Raw genomic sequence first — 18,174 nt, forward strand, 5'->3', positions numbered from 1 at the left:
GGTGCGATCATCATCCATCCCCTTCGTTCGGCGCCGCCTTTCGAGAGGCAGTTCGCCATTGTCTTCGCGCTTTAGCCCATCAAGGGGTGCCCAACATCTACGACCATGGTCGCAGATGCCGGGCGGGGGTGGGGATCAGGGGCGCGCCGTGTAGAGCGCGTGATGCGTGAGGATGAACAGGGTGCGGCCGTCGGGGCCGCCGAAGAGCAGCTGCAGCGGCCGCTCGGGCACGTCGATCCGGCCCGCCTCGCTTCCGTCGGCCGCGTAGACGAAGACCTGGCCGTTCGCGACATAGACGCGGCCGTCCGGCCCCGCCGCGACGCTCTCGCCGCCGCGCGCCGCGAAGGGCTTGAGGTCGGTCACCGCGCCGCCTTCGCCGAGCAGCCCGCTATAGGTGCGGTCCTCCGAGCCATTGGCGATGTAGATCCGTTCGCCGACCTTGCCGGTGACCCAGCCATAGGTGTCGAGCGTGTCCGAGAAGCGCCAGCCGAGATGGTTGCTCGGCCCCTGCTGCCACACCCTGAACGCGGGCAGCACCAGCGAACCGTCGGGGGAGACATATTCGCGCGTCTTGGGCGCCGCGATGTCGCGCGCGAACATCTCGGCGAGCGTGGTGAAATGATCGGTCGCCGCGTCATACTGGTCGCGGAACTCGCCATTGTTCCAGAAGCTGCCGGGCAGGGCGACGCGGGCCCTGGCGCGATCCTTGGTCGCGGTCGGCGCGATCGGCTTCACGTCCTGGGGCTCGCCTGGCTTGATGCTGTAGACCGTGGCCTCGGGTCCGTCCGACGACAGCACCAGCAGATTGCCCGAGCCGTCGACTGCAAGGTTGATCGGATCGAGCGGGGCATCGGCGACCACAGACAGGCCTTCCTTTGCCGACCAGCCATGGATGCGGTGGAACTGGCGATCGACGAAATAGAGCTTGCCCGACGCGTCCACCGCGCCGCCGCCCAGCGCATAGAAGCCCTGGGCGAGCTGCTCGACCGGCACCAGCGAAGGCGTTGCGGCGGGGGCGGGTGTGTCGGTCACGTCGAGCACGGCGAACTCGCGCTCGCGCACTTCGAGCCCGCGCGTCACGTCCTGGATGGCATTGGCGTACGGGTATTTGCTGGCGCGCAGATAGGTGCCGCAGCCATTGGCGTCGCAGGTCGAGAAGCCGCTCTCGGCATTCACATGGACGTTGCGGAAGCGGATGTCCTTCGATCCGTAGAGCTTCACCGCAGCGCGCGCCGGCTGGAGCGAGCGGGTGACGCGGTAGCCGTGGAAATTGGCGAACAGGATGTCGCTCGAATTGCGTACTTCCAGCGCGATCGTGTTGCGGCTCTCTCCGGCCTCTTCCTCGGTCTGCGGCGCCAGGAACTCCCAGCCCTTCACCCGGTCGAGGACGATCTCGGCGCGCAGGTGATGCTCGGCGGACATCTGGTAGACGATCCCCGGCGTGCTGGTGTCCGACACGTACAGCCCGGCCTGGGCATAGGTGTTGGGCGTCCATAGCCCGTTGAAGGTACCGCCGCCGCCATCGGTGACCCACAGGCTGGCATATTGGCCGTCCCAGCGCTTCTTCGGATCGGCATCGGCGGTGTGGTTGGCGTTGTACGGATCGAAGCGGCTGCCATCGGCGAGGTTGGTGCCGTGGCCGCCCTGGAACTTGATGTCGTCGACCAGCGACTTCTCGCCGGCGCGCCACAGCAGGCCGGTCGCACGCGGGTTCACTCCGCCGGTGAACAGGCCGAGGCCGGAGACGATCGCGTCGCCCCCCTTGGCGCTCTCGACCAGCGCCTTGGCCGGGCCGACGCCGCGATAGGCGGGCGTATCGTCGGCGAGGACGATCTGGGTAAGGCTGGGGTGCAGGCCGATCAGCACGCTGTCCGGTCGCAGCCGCAGCGTGTCGCTGACCTTGTAGAAGCCGGTGGGGAAATAGACGACACGGTTGGTGTCGATCGCCTTCTGGATCGCGGCGGTGTCGTCGGTCTTGTCGTCCCCCTTGGCGCCGAGCGACCGGACATTGGCCCAGGCCGATACGGCGGGGAAGGCGCGGATCGCGGCGTCGCGGCGGCGGGGCAGGGCGCCGATCGGCGCGGCGTCCATGCGGGTCGCGAAGCTGCCTGGCTGGCCGAGCCCGGCGAGGGTGAGGCCATAGGTGAATTCCTTGACCCGGTAACGCGGGGCGGGGCCGGCGACGGTCTTGCCGCTGTCGCGGAAGCGGGCGAACACCGGGGTCCCGGTCGCCACCGCATTGTCGAAGCCGATCTGGGTATAGGCATTGCCTTCATTGCTGATGATCACGCCGGCCTTGGCGACATTCTCGAAGCGCACGTCCTTGCCCCACAGCCAGTCGCCATAGCCCTTGTCGATTTCGATCCCGACAGGGGTGTCGCGGAACACCGTGTTGACCAAGGTCAATCCCGCCTCATGCTCGCGGATCGCGGCGTCGCGCTGCCCCTCGAAGGTGGAATCGAGCAAGGTGTACTGCCAGGCGGGCGAGGTCTTCTCGGCCAGGATGCCGTAGCGCCCGCCGAAGAAGCGCAGGTTCATGCCGAGATTGCCGACCTGGTAGATGCCGGCCAGGCCGGAGCCCAGGTGGAAGTCGATATGGGCGAGATAGGCGTGCTGCGCGGTGTGGAAGCGCACGCCGGTCGCCGCCGGGTTGCCCGCGCCGATCTCGAAATCGACATTCGCCATCGAGGAATAGAAGGTCCCCGAATTGGCGTCGGCGATATCGGGATTGAACGGCACGCTGGTCGGCGGGGGCACCGGCACTCGGCCGCGCAGCGGCGATCCGCCGGGCCCGGGCGCCTTGCCGTTGGGCTGGTTGCCGGTGAAGAATATCATGCTGCCCACGCCCCGCTGGAAGCCCGGCGTGTTGGCGCCCAGGACGAAGACCGGCCGGGTCTTGCCCACCCCGAACAGCCGGACTCCCGGCCACATGTAGATCGTCCGGGTGATGCGGTGCCGGCCCGCGGGCAGGAAGACGATGCCGCCGCCGGGCCTGGCCGCCGCCGCGTCGATCGCCGCCTGGATCGCCGCGCTGTCATCGGCCACGCCGTCGCCCTTTGCCTTGACCGTGACGGCGGCGGGATCGGCCGGGGCAGTGGCGAAGACCGAGACCGAGCGAGCAGTCTGGGCCTCGGCGCTCGCGACCTGCATCGCCGCGACCACCACAAACCCCGCGATCCGCATCCTGCCGTCCATGCCCTGTCCCCTTTTTATACTCACACGATAGCACGCGGATACGCATGCGGGGGCACCCGCGCGACCGCGACAAAGGTCGCAATGGTCAAAGCCGCCGCCGGCGAACATTAGCTTGCCCAACCGAAGTCGGGGAAGTTTGTGGAAGCGCAGCGAAAAATGACCGGAGTGCCGTCCTTTGCCATCGTCGTGATGGGCGTCAGCGGCTGCGGCAAGTCGACGCTGGTCGCGCACCTCGCCGCGCATCTGACCGCGCCCGCGTTCGAGGGCGACGATTTCCATGCGCCCGAGAGCGTCGCCAAGATGCGCAGCGGCCAGCCGCTCGACGATGCGGACCGCTGGCCCTGGCTCGACAGGCTGGGCGCGGCGATCGGCGCGGCGGTGCGCGCGCAGGGCATCGCGGTCGCCGCCTGCTCGGCGCTCAAGCGCAGCTATCGCGAACGGCTGGAGGCGGCCGCCGGCGTGCCCATCGCCTTCGTCCTGCTGGAAGGCGATCGCGAGGAGATCGCGCCGCGCCTGGCCGCGCGGGCCGGGCACTACATGGCGCCCAGCCTGCTCGACAGCCAGTTCGCCACGCTCGAGCGTCCCGGCGCCGACGAGCGCGCGATCGCGCTGCACTGCTATCGGCCGGTGGAGGAACTGTGCGGCGAGGTGCTCGCCTGGGCTGGGGTGGAAGCGGGCGTTTAATCCGTCATCCCGGCGCATCCATTTGCCGTCATCCGGATGCGCTTATGGCCCGGCGTGCCTTTGGCACCCGGGGCTGGGCAGAAGGAAAGGACCGGCGCGTTCTTCTTCTCGTGACGCTCGGGCTCGACGACGCTTTGGCATTGGTGTTCGTAGATATGTGTGTCGCGTCGAGACTTGTTATCCGCGGCGTGCCTCCCCCTGTATTGCAGCCTGAAGAGAAGCCAGGGGTGTTTTTAAGGCGAGGGGCTCTACGGTCATCTGGCGAAGCTTCGACTTACGCTGCCGAACGATTCCGCCACCGGTCCTCCGACGCTGCCACGTGCAATCGCCGGCCTTCTGTCCTTCGTGCTGGCCTGGTACGAAGGATGGTGAGGTATGTAACCTATTTGGTTCATATTGTCAAGCGGAATCTATCAATGGCCGTCATCCCGGCGAAAGCCGGGATCTCGTGCGGCTCCGTCCCGCGCCATCGCCTGAGATCCCGGCTTTCGCCGGGATGACGGATTGGGGTCGGCGTGGCGGGGCGACGGTTTGGGGCGGGGATGACGGTAAGGGTCTCGGGATGGTGGTAAGGACCTAAGGCATCAGCCGCTTGCGCCCTTGCGACAGATGCCAGCGCATCGCCAGCGCGGCGCCGTCGCCGTCCTGGGCCCGGATCGCATCGACGATCGCGTCATGCTCGTCCATCATCGATCCGATCACTTCGGGCGGGCGCGAGCGCGAGATGTCGACGCCGGCGCGCAATATCCCCATCACGTCGTGCTGGAGATGGTCGAAGGTCGAGATGAACGCGCTGTTGCCCGTCGCCTCGGCGATCGCGCGGTGAAGCCGCCAGTCCTCGTCATGCGCCGGCGCCGAGGAGAGCAGGGCGGTGCGCAGTGCCTCCAGCGCCGCGTCGATCTCGTCCATCTGCTCCTGCGAGCGGCGCTGCGCCGCCAGCCGCGCCGCCTCCGCTTCCAGCACGAAGCGCACCTCATAGGTGCCGAGCGTCGCCGCCAGCCCGTCCATCGGCACGTGCGAGCCAAGCCGGGCGGAGGGGCGGCGCTTCACATAGGAGCCGGCGCCGCGCCGCGCCTCGGTGATCCCGTCGGCGGCGAGCCGCACCAGCGCCTCGCGCACGATCGTCCGCGACATGCCGAACAGCTCGGCCAGCCGCGCCTCGGACGGCAGCCGGTCGCCGGCCACCAGATCGTCCTCGTTGATGATCCCGACGATCGCCGTATAGGCGCGATCGGCGAGCCTGCCCTCCTGCACGGCGCCTCTCTTCTTCGCGCCTCGATTTTCTCCGGGGCGCGTCTCAGACAAGGTAGCTGAGGCCCAGCACCATGGCCAGACCGGCCACTGAGATCACCGTCTCGAGCAGCGACCAGGTGCGGAACGTGTCCGCCGTCGTCGTGCCCATATAGCCCTTTACCAGCCAGAAGCCGGGATCGTTGACATGGCTGAAGAACACCGATCCCGCGCCGATCGCCAGCACGACCAGCTCTGGCGAGGCGCCCGAGGCGGCGACCACGCCCGGCATGATGCCGACCGCGGTGATCGTCGCCACCGTCGCCGATCCGGCCGCCAGGCGGATGCCCACCGCGACCAGCCAGCCGAGCAGCAAAGGCGAGATCGAGTACATCATCACCAGCCGCGCCAGCAGGTCCGAAAGCCCGGCGGTGACCAGCACCTGCTTCAGCGCGCCGCCCGCGCCGATGGCGAGCAGGATCGCGCCGGCCGCGCCCATCGTCTCGAACCAGATCGCGTCCTGGATGCCTTCCTCGCTCAGCCGTCGGCCGAACAGCAGGGGCAAGGCGAGCAGGTTGGTGATGAGCAGCGCGAGCACCGGATTGGCGGCCGCGGCAAGCAGGGGTGAACTGGCCAGCGCCGGCACCAGCTTGGCGAGTTCGCCGGTGGCGATCAGCACGATCGGTAGCAGCACGATGAACAGCGAGACCGCGCGGTGCGGCGGCTGCAGGTCGTGCACCGGATCGCTCAGCACCGGTTCGGTGAGCTTGACGCCGGGGGTGACGAACTTCGCGAGCACCGGCCCGGCCAGGATCGCGATGGGGATGGCGATGATCACGCCGTAGAGCATGGTCAGGCCCAGGCTGGCGTTGAGCGCCTCGACCGCGAGCAGCGGGCCCGGATGCGGCGGCACCAGCGCATGGACCACGCCCAGGCCGGCAAGCGCGGGCATGATCAGGCGCAGCTTGGTGCCGTCGGGATCGCCATTGTCGGGCATCGCCTTGGCGGCGGCGACGACGATCGGCAGCAGCAGCACCAGCCCGGTCTCGAAGAACAACGGCAGGCCGATGATGATGGCGATGCCGAGCGTGGCCCAGGGCGCCGCCTTGGGCCCGGTCAGCCGCAGCGCGCCGGTGGCGAGCGAGGCCGCTGCGCCGGAGAGGTGGAGCATCGCGCCGAGCGACAGGCCCAGTGCCACCACCAGGCCGGTGCCGCCGACGATGTCGCCCACGCCCTTCTGCACCGCCTTGGCGGTGTCGCCGAGCGGCAGACCGGCGAACAGGCCGACCGCGAAGGCGCCGACGAGCAGGCCGATAAAGGGATGGAGCCGCCAGCGGACGATCAGCAGGATCGCAAGCACGATGCCGGCGATGGCGGCAATGACCAGCCGGATGTCCTCGCCGTTCATTCGGCGATCCCCTGGGCGCAGTCGAACGCGAATCCTGACATCGTTGTCCTCCCCGGAAGTCCTCGGCTTTTTCTTGCAAGCGCGTTGAACGGACAGAGTTGTACGACAGATTTTTCCAATTCGGCAACGAAAAAGGCTTGCTACCGCTACCAAATGCGGAACATATTAAAATCTGTCCAACCGATTCCGGCAAAACGGAACGGGGACGGGATCGGGCGGAAGCGCCGGTCCGCAAGCATGACACCATGCGCCTCGGGGAGAGGATCGATGAAGGTGACCGTTCAGGAAGCGAGCCAGAAAGCGGCAGTCTCCGCCGCGATGCCCCATCTCATGGATGGCGCGGGCAGGCCCGTGCATCTCACGCCGACTCAGCTCAAGGTGATGCAGGGCGTGCATTCGGGGCAGCTCAACAAGCAGATCGCCTATGAGCTCGGCATCGCCGAGGCGACGGTGAAGGCGCATATGACCGCGCTGATGCGCAAGCTCAACGTGCGCAACCGCACCCAGGTCGCGATCGCGGCCCAGAGCCTGGCACTCCGCCAGGCCTGATTTTCCCGGCCCGGCATCGCCCGGGCCTTACCGACGTTCGTCCAGCCCGTTTTCCGGAGAGCCATGATGACGGCCTATCGCCTGCTTTGCGCGGCCCTGTTGCTGTGCCCGCTTCCTGCCTTTGCCGGATCGACTTCGGTCTATCTGACCCAGCCCAACGATCCGCGCGCGATCACCGTCAAGGGCGTCGGCGACGGCCGCGCGGACGACAGCGAGGCGATCCAGCAGGCGATCGATGCTGCGGCCAAGGGCGGGCAGGGCGGCCTCGTCTTCCTGCCCTCGGGCCGCTATCGGATCAGCCGGACGATCTTCGTGCGCTCTGCGGTGCGCGTGTTCGGCGTCGGCGCGACGCGTCCGGTGATCGTGCTGGGCGACGACACGCCGGGCTATGGCGCCGGCGTCGCGGCGATGGTCTCCTTCACCGGCGAGGACCAGTACCGCGTCGGCAAGGTGCCGGTGCCGCCGCCCACCAGCGTGCCGACCAACCCGAACATCTATGACGCGACATCGAGCACCTTCTATTCGGCGATGGCCAATGTCGATTTCGAGATCGGCAAGGGCAATTCGGGCGCCGTCGCGGTGCGCTTCCGCGTCGCCCAGCACGGCTTCCTGCGCCACATGGACTTCCATCTCGGCTCTGGGCTGGCGGGGATCTACCAGGCCGGCAACGAGTGCGAGGACCTGCGCTTCTATGGCGGGCGCTACGGCATCCTGACCGAGAAGACCTCGCCCGCCTGGCAGTTCACCCTGATCGACAGCGAGTTCAGCGGGCAGCGCGATGCCGCGATCCGCGAGCATGAGGTCGACCTGACCCTGGTCAACGTCGCGATCCGCGACGTGCCGGTGGGGATCGAGATCGACAAGGGCTATTCGGACTCGCTCTGGGGCAAGGATGTCCGCTTCGAGAATGTCTCGAACGCGGGCGTGCTGATCTCGAACGAGGACAGCGTCTTCACCCAGGTCGGCTTCATGAATGCGCTGGCGCAGAACACGCCGGTGTTCGCCCGCTTCCGCGACAGCGGCAAGACGGTGGCGGGGCAGGGGCGCCAGTATCGCGTCACCGATTTCTCGCACGGCCTCAAGCTCGGCGCAGTCGGAGAGATCGGCGCCTTCGCCACCGACGTCTCGATCGCCCCGCTGTCGAAGCTCCCGGCCCGGCGCAAGCCTGCCATCGCGGCGCTGCCGCCGGTGAGCGAATGGGCCAATGTCCGCGATCTGGGCGTGAAGGGCGACGACGAGACCGACGACACCGCCGCGCTCCAGCGCGCGATCGACACGCACCGCGTGCTCTATCTGCCGCTCGGCCGCTACCGGGTGACCGACTCGCTCAGGCTGCGGCCGGACACGGTGATCATCTCGCTGCACCCGAGCCTCACCCATCTCTATCTGCCCGACTCGACGCCCGCCTATGCCGGCGTGGGCAGCGCCAAGGCGCTGATCGAGAGCGCGAAGGGCGGCAATGCGATCGTCTCCGGGCTCGGCCTGTGGACCGGCGGGGTGAACCCGCGCGCCACCGCGCTGCTGTGGCGGGCCGGCGAGGCCTCGATGGTCAACGACGTGAAGATCCAGGGCGGCGGCGGCACGCTGCTTACAAAGGGAAGCCCGATCGGCTTCGGCGATCCGCGCGCCCGCTTCGACGGCCAGCATCCGAGCATCTGGGTCACCGATGGCGGTGGCGGCACCTTCGCCGCGGTCTGGTCGCCCAACACCCTGGCCTCGGCGGGCTTCTACGTCTCGGACACCAAGACGCCCGGCTATGTCTATGAGCTCTCGGCCGAGCATCACTACCGGACCGAAATCGTGCTCGACCGGGTCGAGAATTGGGAGTTCCACGCGCCGCAGACCGAGCAGGAAGTGCGCGACGGCGTCAACGCGGTGTCGACCGAGTTTCGCAACTCGCGCAACATCCTGTTCGCCAATTATCACGGCTACCGCGTCACCCGCTCGGCCAAGCCGATGGACGTGGCGGTGCGGCTCTACAACTCCAGCGACATCCATTTCCGCAACGTCCATGTGAACGCCGAAAGCGCCTTTGCCAGCTGCGACGACAAGGGCTGCGGCACCTATGTGCGTGCCAGCAAATATCCGTTCGAGAATGCGATCAAGGACATGACCGGCGGGCTCGAGGTGCGCGAGCGCGAGTTCGCCCGGCTCGACGTCGGCGCGGTGGCGACGGCCAAGGCGCAGGTGCCGGTGACGCCGGGGGTCGAGAAGCTGGCCGACGGCTTCTACTCGATCGCCGGCGCAGCGGTGGACGCCAAGGGCAAGCTCTATTTCGTCGACCGCCAGTTCCAGCGCATCCATGGCTGGTCGGAGAAGGAAGGCCTGTCGGTGCTCGCCGATGCGCCGCTCGACCCGGTCAGCGTGGCGGTCGACCGTTCGGGCCGGCTGATGGTGCTGTCCTCGGCCGGGCATGACGCCAGCGTCTACAGCATCGATCCTGCCGCGCCTTCGGACGTGAAGGTGATCGCGCCGTCGCCGGTGCAGGACCGGGCCGGTGCGCTGACCGCGCTGCCCGGCAATATGTGGGCCAATGGCGAGTTCGCCGACCGGATCGATCCGAAGACCTATCAATTCCCGCCGATCGCGGACTTCTTCACCCGCGCGATGGGCACGCCCAAGCCGCGTGAATATGTCTCGCCCGACAGTTCGCTGGTCCTCCCGGCCTTCCGAGTCTGGAACCAGGGGCCGGACGATCACCAGGGCTGGCGCTGGTCGGATACGCTCGACGCCTATGCGCTGGTCACTGCGAAGCCGGGCGAGCGGGTGTTCCTGACCAATGGCTCCGAGAACCGCACCTATAGCGGGCTGGTCGGCGCCGGCGGGACGGTCACCGACCTCAGGATCGTCGCCGATCGTGGCGGCGAGAGCGTGGCGCGCGATGCCGCGGGCAACCTCTATGTCGCGAATGGCCAGGTGTTCGTCTACGATCCGGCGGGCAAGCCGCTGCGCCGCATCGACGTGCCCGAGCGGCCGCTGCAGCTGATTCTGGGCGGTGCGGACGGGCGGACGCTGTTCATCCTCACCCACCACACGCTGTACAGCATGAAGATCTAGGGGGCTGATCCCATCGCTCAGGCGATGATCAGCTTCACCCCGGCAGCCTCGATCATCCGGACATGGGCATCGCTGATGTCCGGATCGGTCACGATCACGTCGAGTTCGTCCAACCCGCAGACCACCGAGCCCGAAGGGGCGGCGAACTTCGAGCTGTCGACCAGCAGCGCCACCCATTCGGCGCGGTCGATCATCTGGCGCTCGGCGGCGGCGAGCACGACATCGGCCTGCATCACGCCCTGCGCGCCGACGAACGCCGCGCCCATGAACAGGCGGGGGGCGTGGACGCGCGGCATGCATTCCTCGCCGCCGATGCCCAGGATGATGTTCTGCTCGCGGAACACCGATCCCCCGGGCACTGCGATGCGCGTGCCCGGCTGGGGCAGCAGCGCGCTCACCACGTGCAGCGAGTTGGTGAGCACCTGAAGGTTCAGCCCGGCCAAATGGCGGCACATCTGCAGCGTGGTCGATCCGCCATCGATGATGATCGACTCGCCCGGCTGGCAGAGCGCGGCGGCGGCACGGCCGATCGCTTCCTTCTGCTTGCGGTTGCGGTCGATATTCTCGTGGAAGGGCACGCCGGCCAGCGACTGGACGTCGCCGCGCTCGCCCGCCTCGTCGTCCACCAGCCGCGCGCCGCCGCGCACGCGCTGGATCACGCCCTTGCCCTCGAGGCGGTCGAGATCGCGGCGCAGCGTGGCGGGCGAGGCCGAGATGCTCGCCTCCAGGCTCTTGAACGACACGAAGCCCGTTTTCCCGATCAGATCGAGGATCAGGCTATCGCGCTCTTCGACATGCATTTGCGTTGAGGCCCCAATATTTCTGAGGCCTTGTGCCGGGCAAATCCGCCGAAATCAATCTTTTCCGCTCAAACGATGCCAGCGCCTAACCCCACTATGGTGCGTTCCTGCGCCTTGCGCGCCCGCCAGCCGCTTTCCCTGTAAGCGATGATCGCATCGATTGCGCCGCCCGCTTCCATCCGCGCCATGGCGAGGATCGGCGTCACGTCGGTGCGATAGGCCTTTCGCAGGGTGAGGAACGCCAGCATCGTGTCGTTCGCCGCCTGCGCCGCGGCCAGCGCCTCGCGATCGACCAGGCTCGCCTTGGCGAAGGCGCCCGCAATGGCTTCCGCGGACGAGATCATGCTCTCGATCGGATCGGTGACGTTGTGCGACTGGTCGATCATGTACGCCGGATCGAATCCGTCCCGCGGATTCAACTCGGCCTCGATCAGTTCGTTGAAGACGAGGAAGAGCTGGTGCGGGTTGATCGATCCGCTGTCGAGATCGTCGTCGCCATACTTGCTGTCGTTGAAGTGGAAGCCGCCCAGCTTGCCGAAGCGGTGGAGGCGGGCAACGATCTGCTCGATGTTCACATTGGGCGCGTGGTGGCCGAGATCGACGAGGCACTGCGCCTTGGGGCCGAGCTCCTGCGCGGCGAGGATCGAGGAGCCCCAGTCCGAGATCACGGTGGAGTAGAAGGCCGGTTCGAACATCTTGTGCTCGAGCAGCATGCGCCAGTCGCCCGGCAGCGCGGCATAGACCTGCGTCGCCGCTTCCAGATAGCGGTCGAGCGAGCGGGCAAGATCCTGCTGGCCGGGGAAGTTGGTGCCGTCGCCCACCCAGACGGTGAGCGCGCTGGAGCCGAGCTGGCGGCCGATCTCGATGCACTCGATATTATGCTCGACCGCCTGGGCGCGCACACCCGCGTCCCCGGCCGAAAGGCTGCCGTCGCGGTAGCTCAGCTTCTGCCCCGGCTGGTCCTGGAAGGTGTTCGAGTTGACCGCGTCGAAGCCGAGACCCTGCGATGCCGCCTCCTCGCGCAGCGCCGCATAGTCGCTGACCTTGTCCCAGGGGAAATGCGGGCTGACGCGCGGCGTGACGGTGGAAAGCTGGTGGATCACCGCGCAATCGGCCAGCTTCTCGTGGATGCTGGTGGGCTCGCCTGGGATCGGGAACTTGGCGAAACGGGTGCCGCCCCGGCCGGCGCCCCAGCTGGGCACCGCGACCGAGAAATCGGCGACGCGGGCCTTTACCGCATCGATATCGATCCCGCGGCGGGCGAGCGCACGGCCCAGGCTGTCATATTCGTCGTGCAGCGCTTCCACGCGCGCCGCATTGTGGCTCTCGATCTGATCGACCGAAAGCGGCAGTTCCTTCGCCATTGCACCCTCTTTTCTATTTTATCGCGTGAACGCCTGCGCGTTCCCGGCATCCACATTGACGATGTTGCCCGTCGATTTGGAAGAGGCTTCGGACGCGAAGAAGTGCACCGCCTCCGCGATATCCTCGGGCAGCACGTCGCGCTTGAGCAGCGAGCGGTTGCGGTAATGCTCTTCCAGCGCCGATCCCGGATCGATGCCGTGCGCCCCGGCGCGCTCCTTGCGCCAATCGCCGTCCCAGATCCGCGAGCCCTTGATCACCGCGTCCGGATTGACCGTGTTGACGCGGATGCCGTGCGGGGCGCCTTCCAGCGCCAGGCAGCGGGCGAGGTGGAGCGACGCGGCCTTGGCCGAGGCATAGGCGGAGGCGTTGACCGCCGCCGCCAGCGCGTTCTTCGACCCGATGAACACGATCGAGCCGCCGCCGACCGCGCGCATCAGCGGGAAGGCGGCGCGGGCGCTGAGGAAATAACCCTCGGTCAGCACGTCGTAATTGCGGCGCCACAGCTCGACGCTGGTTTCCTCCAGGGAGGCCGAGGAGGCGATGCCGGCATTGGCGACGAGGATATCGAGCCCGCCGAACTCGCGGGCGCACGCTTCGAACGCGGCTGCGACCTGGGCTTCGTCGGTGACGTCGCAGGTCGCGGCGCGGACGACGTCGTTGCCAAAGGCCTGGGCCATTTCGGCGCGGACGCGCTCGGCACCGTCGCTATCTCTGTCCACCAGCATCACGCAGGCGCCGTCCTGGAGCAGGCGGCGGACCGTTGCTGCGCCGATCCCGCCGGCACCGCCGCTGACCAGCGCGATGCGGCCGACCAGCGGCTTCGGCTTGGGCATGCGCTGGAGCTTGGCTTCCTCGAGCGCCCAATATTCGATGCCGTACGCTTCCTTCTCGGGCAGGCCGACATAGTCGCCGATCGCCTCGGCACCGCGCATCACGTTGATCGCGTTGCCATAGAATTCGCCGGCGAGCCGCGCCGTGGTCTTGTCCGCGGCGAAGGTGATGCGGCCGATGCCGGGGATCAGCACGACCACCGGATTGGGATCGCGCATCGCCGGATCGCCGGGCTCGACGCAGCGCTGGTAATAGGCCGCATAACCCTGGCGATAGGCCTCCAGCGCATCGGCCAGATAGGCTTCGTCCTCGATCCGGGCGGGATCGAGCGGCAGGGGAGCGATCTTGGTGCGCAGGAAATGATCGGGGCAGGAGGTGCCGATCGGCACGAGCCGCGCGAAATCCCGGCTGCCGATGAACTCGAGCGTTTCGGCATCGTCGGAGAAATGGCCGATCTTGCCGCGCGCGCCGACCATCAGGCCGCGCAGCTTCGGCATGAGCTTGGCGACGGCAGCAGCGCGTTCGCCGGCGGGCAGGGGTCTGACGCTCTCGCCGCCGAAAGCCGGGCCCTGGGCGAGGCGCGCGTTGAGATACTCCGCCGCGTCGGCGATCAGCGCGATCGTGTTGTCGTAGCAGGCCTTCGAACTCTCGGCCCAGCAGATGATGCCGTGCCCTTCGAGCATCACGCCGCGCAGGCCCGGCTGCTCGGCGGCAAGCTTGCGGAGCTGGAGGCCCAGCTCGAAGCCCGGGCGCTTCCACGGCAGCCAGCCGATCGCGCCGCCCCAGATCTCGTCCGTGGCCGCCTTGCCGGCGCTCGATGCGGCCAGCGCGATGATCGAATCCGGGTGGACATGGTCGACATGCGCATAGAGGAGGTAGCCATGCAGCGGCGTGTCGATCGACGCGGCGCGCGCGTTCAGGTTGAACGTGCAGTGCGGCAGATAGCCGACCATCTCGTCCTCGAACGCGACGCCGCGATAGCGGCTCTCGAGCGCGAGCAGCTTGTCCATGTAGAGTGTGGCGAAGCCGTCGAGCTTCATCGAGCCGATATCGCCGCCCGAGCCCTTCACCCACAGCACGCTCACAGGCGCGCCGGTGAGCGGATCGGCCATCTCGATCTTGGCCGAGGTGTTGCCGCCGCCGAAATTGGTGACGGTCAGGTCCGATCCGAGCAGGTTCGAACGGTAGAGCAGCAGGCCCTCGGGCGACATGCCCGCGGCTTCGGCATCGGACCAGCGGTTACGCGGCACGGCGAACGGGATGGCAGAGGCTGCAGCGCGCACCCTTGTCTCGTCATCAAGCATCCGGAATCACTCTCCCCCAGCGCCCGGTTCGGCGCGAAGTCTGTCTATCAAGGTATCTAGCCAGATACAATCAACTTCGCTAAATATCAATCATAACAAATAAGGGGAGGCAGCATTGGGTGATGGGCTGAGCGTTGTGCTCGATCTGGGTAAGACCTTGTCGAAGCTCAGCCTCTGGGACGAATCGGGCGCGATGATCGCGCGGCGGACGCGCCCCAATGCGCCGATATCGGCGACGATCGGCGAGGCGGAGGTCCGTGTGCTCGATGCGGCGGGGATCGAGGCCTGGGCGGTGGAGGTGCTGCGCGAGTTCGCCCGATTCGGCCGGGTGGCGCGAATCATCCCCGTCGGCCACGGCGCGGCGGCGGCGATCGTGCGGAACGGGGCGCTGGCGGCACCGCCGCTCGATTACGAGCAGGCGATCCCCGCGGACTGCGTCGCCGCCTATCTGAACCAGCGCGATCCGTTCGCGCGCACCGGCTCGCCCGCGCTGCCCGACGGGCTCAACCTGGGCCTGCAGCTCCATTATCTCGACATGCTCGATCCCTGGCTGCTGAGCGGCGACGCGACGATCCTGCCCTGGCCGCAATATTGGGCCTGGTGCTTTTCGGGCGTGGCGGCATCCGAGGTGACCAGCCTGGGCTGCCATAGCGATCTCTGGTGCCCGGCCTCGGGCAGGCCTTCGGCGCTGGCGGAGCGGCGCGGCTGGGCGGCGCGGCTGGCGCCGCTGCGGCATGCGGGCGAGGCGATCGGGACGATCCGCGCCGAATGGGCGGCGCGGACCGGGCTGCCCGGCGACGTCGCGGTGCATTGCGGGCTGCATGATTCGAACGCGGCGCTGCTGGCGGCGCGGGGCTTTGCCGAGATCGCCGACGGCGAGGCGACGGTGCTGTCGACCGGCACCTGGTTCGTCGCGATGCGGACGCCGGGCAAGGGCGCGCGGGTCGACCTGGCGGGGCTGCCCGAGGCGCGGGACTGCCTGGTCAATGTCGACGTGCACGGCACCCCGATCCCCTCCGCCCGCTTCATGGGCGGGCGCGAGATCGAGCTGTTGACGGGCATCGACACAAGGCGGGTGGACATCAATCCGGACCAGCCGGCGATCATCGCGGCGCTGCCCGGCGTGGTCGCGGCGGGGGCGATGGTGTTGCCGACGCTGACCTCGGGCGTGGGGCCGTTCCCCGGCGGGGCGACGCGCTGGATCAACCGGCCGGGCGAGTCGATCGAACTGCGCGCGGCGGTGTGCCTCTATGCCGCGATGGTCGCCGATGCCTCGCTCGAGCTGATCGGCACGAAGGAGCGGGTGCTGGTCGAGGGCCGGTTCGGCGAGGCGCAGGCGTTTGTCCGCACGCTTGCCACGCTGCGGCCCGACCTGCGCGTGCTCGTCTCGAACCAGCATAACGACGTGTCCTATGGCGCGCTGCGGCTGACCGATCCGGCACTCGCGCCGCCTTCGGAGCTGGTCCAGGTGCAGCCGCTCGATTGCGATCTGGCCGGCTACGCCGCACGCTGGCGCGCCCTGGTAGCGGGCAGCAGCGAGGCAGCATGAAGGCGGCATCGATCCTGGACTATCGCGAACTGGCGCGGCGGCGGCTGCCGCGCTTCCTGTTCGACTATATCGATGGCGGCTCGTACGCCGAGGTGACGCTCGGCCGGAACGTCGCCGACCTGGAGGCGGTGGCGCTGCGCCAGCGGGTGCTGCGCGACATCTCCGACATCGACCTGTCCACGACGCTGTTCGGCCAGAGGCTGGCGATGCCGATGGCGCTGGGGCCGGTGGGACTGGCGGGGCTCAATGCGCGGCGCGGGGAGGTGCAGGCGGCGCGGGCCGCGGAGGCGGCGGGGGTGCCGTTCACCTTGTCGACCGTCTCGGCCTGCCCGCTCAGCGAAGTGGCGGGTGCGGTGGCGACGCCGCCCTGGTTCCAGCTCTACATGATCCGCGACCGCGGCTTCATGATCGACCTGATGCAGCAGGCGGGCGCTGCCCGTTGCCCGGTGCTGGTCTTCACTGTCGATATGCCGGTGCCGGGCACGCGCTACCGCGACTATCGTTCGGGCCTGGCTGGGGCGCCGGGGCTGGGCGGATCGCTGCGCCGGCTCGGCCAGGCGGCGACGCATCCGCGCTGGGCCTGGGACGTCGGGCTGTGGGGCCGGCCGCACCATCTCGGCAATGTCGCGCCGGTGCTGAAGGGCAAGACTGGGCTCAACGACTTCTTCGCCTGGATGCGCGACAATTTCGACCCGGCGATCCGCTGGGACGACCTGGATTTCATCCGCCAGCACTGGAAGGGGCCGATCGTGCTCAAGGGCGTGCTCGACGCCGAGGATGCCCGCGAAGCGGCGGCGCGGGGTGTGGACGGGGTGATCGTCTCCAACCATGGCGGGCGTCAGCTCGACGGGGTGCCGTCCACCGCCCGGGCGCTGCCGGCGATCGCCGATGCGGTCGGAGACCGGCTGACCCTGATGGCGGACGGCGGGATCCGCTCGGGGCTCGACGTGGTGCGGATGCTCGCACTGGGGGCGAAGGGCGTGCTGCTCGGCCGGGCCTGGGCCTGGGCGCTCGCCGGGGCAGGCGAGGCCGGGGTGGCGCATGTGTTGCGCCTGCTCGAGGCCGAGATGCGCGTCGCGATGGGGCTGACCGGCGTGACGCGGGTCGAACAGATCAACGAGAAGATACTCGCGGGAGGGGAATAAGATGGGCGGAAATCCGCTGATAGGCGTATTGTTTCATTGGCTTGGCGGGCTTTCCTCCGCCAGCTTCTATGTACCGTACCGCCGCATCCGGGGCTGGTCCTGGGAGATATTCTGGCTGGTCGGCGGGGTCTTCTCCTGGCTGATCGCGCCCTGGCTGTTCGCCTCGATCCAGACGCACGACCTGCTCGGCGTGCTGACCCGCACCCCGCAATCGACCCTGCTCTGGTGCTGGTTCTGGGGCGCGATGTGGGGCTTTGGCGGGCTCACCTTCGGGCTGACCATGCGCTATCTCGGCCTGTCGCTCGGTATGGCGGTGGCGCTCGGCCTTACCACGGTGATCGGCACGATGGGGCCGCCGATCTTCCGCGGCACGCTGGGCGAGCTCGCCGGCACGCTGAGCGGACAGATGACCTTTGTCGGCATCCTGATCACGCTCGCCGGCATCCTGGTCGTCGCCGCGGCCGGGCGACGCAAGGAGTGCGAGATGGCCGGCGCGACGGCACAGCAGAGCGTCAGCGAGTTCAACCTGCCCAAGGGCCTCGCCATCGCGGTCTTCTCCGGCGTGATGTCGGGCTGCTTCGCCTGGGGGCTCGACGCCGGGGCGCCAATCCGCGCCGCCACCGTCGCGGCGGGGACCGACCCGCTATGGCAGGGGCTGCCGGTGCTGTGCGTCGTGCTGCTCGGCGGCTTCACCACCAATTTCCTGTGGTGCGGCTGGCTGATCCTCAAGAACCGCTCGGCGCCGCAGCTTGCCGGGGCCGGCACCAGCGAGAAGCCGCCGCTGCTGCGCAACTATGCGCTGGCTGCGCTGGGCGGCACTTTGTGGTACTTCCAGTTCTTCTTCTACACGATGGGCGAGAGCCAGATGGGGAAGTACGGCTTCTCCTCCTGGACGCTGCACATGGCGAGCATCATCCTGTTCTCGACGCTCTGGGGCTTCGCGCTCAAGGAGTGGGCGGGGGTCAAGCTGGGCACCAAATCGCTGGTCTGGCTCGGCATCGGCGCGCTGCTGCTCTCCACAGTGGTGATCGGCGTCGGCAACTACCTCGCGGCATGA

Annotated in this window: 12 protein-coding genes; 6 read left to right on the plus strand and 6 right to left on the minus strand. The window is 68.2% G+C overall.

Going from position 1 to position 18,174, the window contains the following annotated elements:
* Positions 1-135: 135 nt before the first annotated feature.
* Positions 136-3,195, minus strand: a complete 3,060-nt coding sequence (locus J2W22_RS23305; RefSeq protein ID WP_373423015.1) for a glycosyl hydrolase family 28-related protein — start codon at positions 3,193-3,195, stop codon at positions 136-138.
* Positions 3,196-3,351: 156 nt separating this feature from the next.
* On the opposite strand from J2W22_RS23305, the gene J2W22_RS23310 reads away from it, so the two are divergent.
* The gene (locus J2W22_RS23310) at positions 3,352-3,879 is read left to right on the plus strand and encodes a gluconokinase (RefSeq protein ID WP_307120656.1); all 528 of its coding nucleotides are present in this window, start codon (positions 3,352-3,354) and stop codon (positions 3,877-3,879) included.
* Between the two features lie 576 nt (positions 3,880-4,455).
* On the opposite strand, the gene J2W22_RS23315 is transcribed toward J2W22_RS23310, so the two are convergent.
* Positions 4,456-5,133 (minus strand): FadR/GntR family transcriptional regulator, encoded by a 678-nt coding sequence (locus J2W22_RS23315; RefSeq protein WP_307120657.1) that lies wholly within the window; start codon positions 5,131-5,133, stop codon positions 4,456-4,458.
* A gap of 43 nt (positions 5,134-5,176) precedes the next feature.
* On the minus strand, positions 5,177-6,517 hold the full coding sequence (locus J2W22_RS23320; RefSeq protein ID WP_307120658.1) for a GntP family permease: 1,341 nt from the start codon (positions 6,515-6,517) through the stop codon (positions 5,177-5,179).
* 318 nt (positions 6,518-6,835) lie between these two features.
* Between J2W22_RS23320 and J2W22_RS23325 the strand changes: the two genes are divergently transcribed.
* On the plus strand, positions 6,836-7,066 hold the full coding sequence (locus tag J2W22_RS23325; protein WP_184000650.1) for a helix-turn-helix domain-containing protein: 231 nt from the start codon (positions 6,836-6,838) through the stop codon (positions 7,064-7,066).
* A gap of 66 nt (positions 7,067-7,132) precedes the next feature.
* Complete coding sequence (locus tag J2W22_RS23330; RefSeq protein WP_307120659.1) at positions 7,133-10,123, plus strand: glycosyl hydrolase family 28-related protein; 2,991 nt, start codon at positions 7,133-7,135, stop codon at positions 10,121-10,123.
* Between the two features lie 17 nt (positions 10,124-10,140).
* Here J2W22_RS23330 and J2W22_RS23335 read toward each other — a convergent pair whose 3' ends face one another.
* The 3 genes from J2W22_RS23335 to J2W22_RS23345 all read right to left on the minus strand — a co-directional run bounded on the left by J2W22_RS23335 (position 10,141) and on the right by J2W22_RS23345 (position 14,423).
* Entirely contained in the window at positions 10,141-10,923 is a 783-nt protein-coding gene (locus J2W22_RS23335) for a DeoR/GlpR family DNA-binding transcription regulator (protein WP_307120660.1), read from the minus strand.
* 68 nt (positions 10,924-10,991) lie between these two features.
* Positions 10,992-12,287 carry an L-rhamnose catabolism isomerase gene (gene rhaI / locus J2W22_RS23340; protein ID WP_307120661.1) on the minus strand — a complete coding sequence of 432 codons (1,296 nt, stop codon included), beginning with the start codon at positions 12,285-12,287 and terminating at the stop codon, positions 10,992-10,994.
* An 18-nt stretch (positions 12,288-12,305) separates the two neighbouring features.
* Positions 12,306-14,423: a bifunctional rhamnulose-1-phosphate aldolase/short-chain dehydrogenase gene (locus tag J2W22_RS23345; protein ID WP_307120662.1), complete on the minus strand. Its 2,118-nt coding sequence runs from the start codon at positions 14,421-14,423 to the stop codon at positions 12,306-12,308.
* 115 nt (positions 14,424-14,538) lie between these two features.
* On the opposite strand from J2W22_RS23345, the gene J2W22_RS23350 reads away from it, so the two are divergent.
* The 3 genes from J2W22_RS23350 to rhaT are packed head-to-tail and all read left to right on the plus strand — an operon-like array spanning position 14,539 to position 18,174.
* The gene (locus J2W22_RS23350) at positions 14,539-15,972 is read left to right on the plus strand and encodes an FGGY-family carbohydrate kinase (RefSeq protein WP_307120663.1); all 1,434 of its coding nucleotides are present in this window, start codon (positions 14,539-14,541) and stop codon (positions 15,970-15,972) included.
* A complete protein-coding gene (lldD, locus tag J2W22_RS23355) occupies positions 15,969-17,117 on the plus strand; it encodes an FMN-dependent L-lactate dehydrogenase LldD (RefSeq protein ID WP_307120664.1) in 1,149 nt (382 codons plus the stop codon). The genes J2W22_RS23350 and lldD overlap by 4 nt, the downstream gene beginning before the upstream one ends.
* 1 nt (position 17,118) lies before the next feature.
* Entirely contained in the window at positions 17,119-18,174 is a 1,056-nt protein-coding gene (gene rhaT, locus J2W22_RS23360) for an L-rhamnose/proton symporter RhaT (RefSeq protein ID WP_307120665.1), read from the plus strand.

The sequence above is a fragment of the Sphingomonas kyeonggiensis genome (assembly GCF_030812785.1).
In the GTDB taxonomy this organism is placed as follows: domain Bacteria; phylum Pseudomonadota; class Alphaproteobacteria; order Sphingomonadales; family Sphingomonadaceae; genus Sphingomonas; species Sphingomonas kyeonggiensis_B.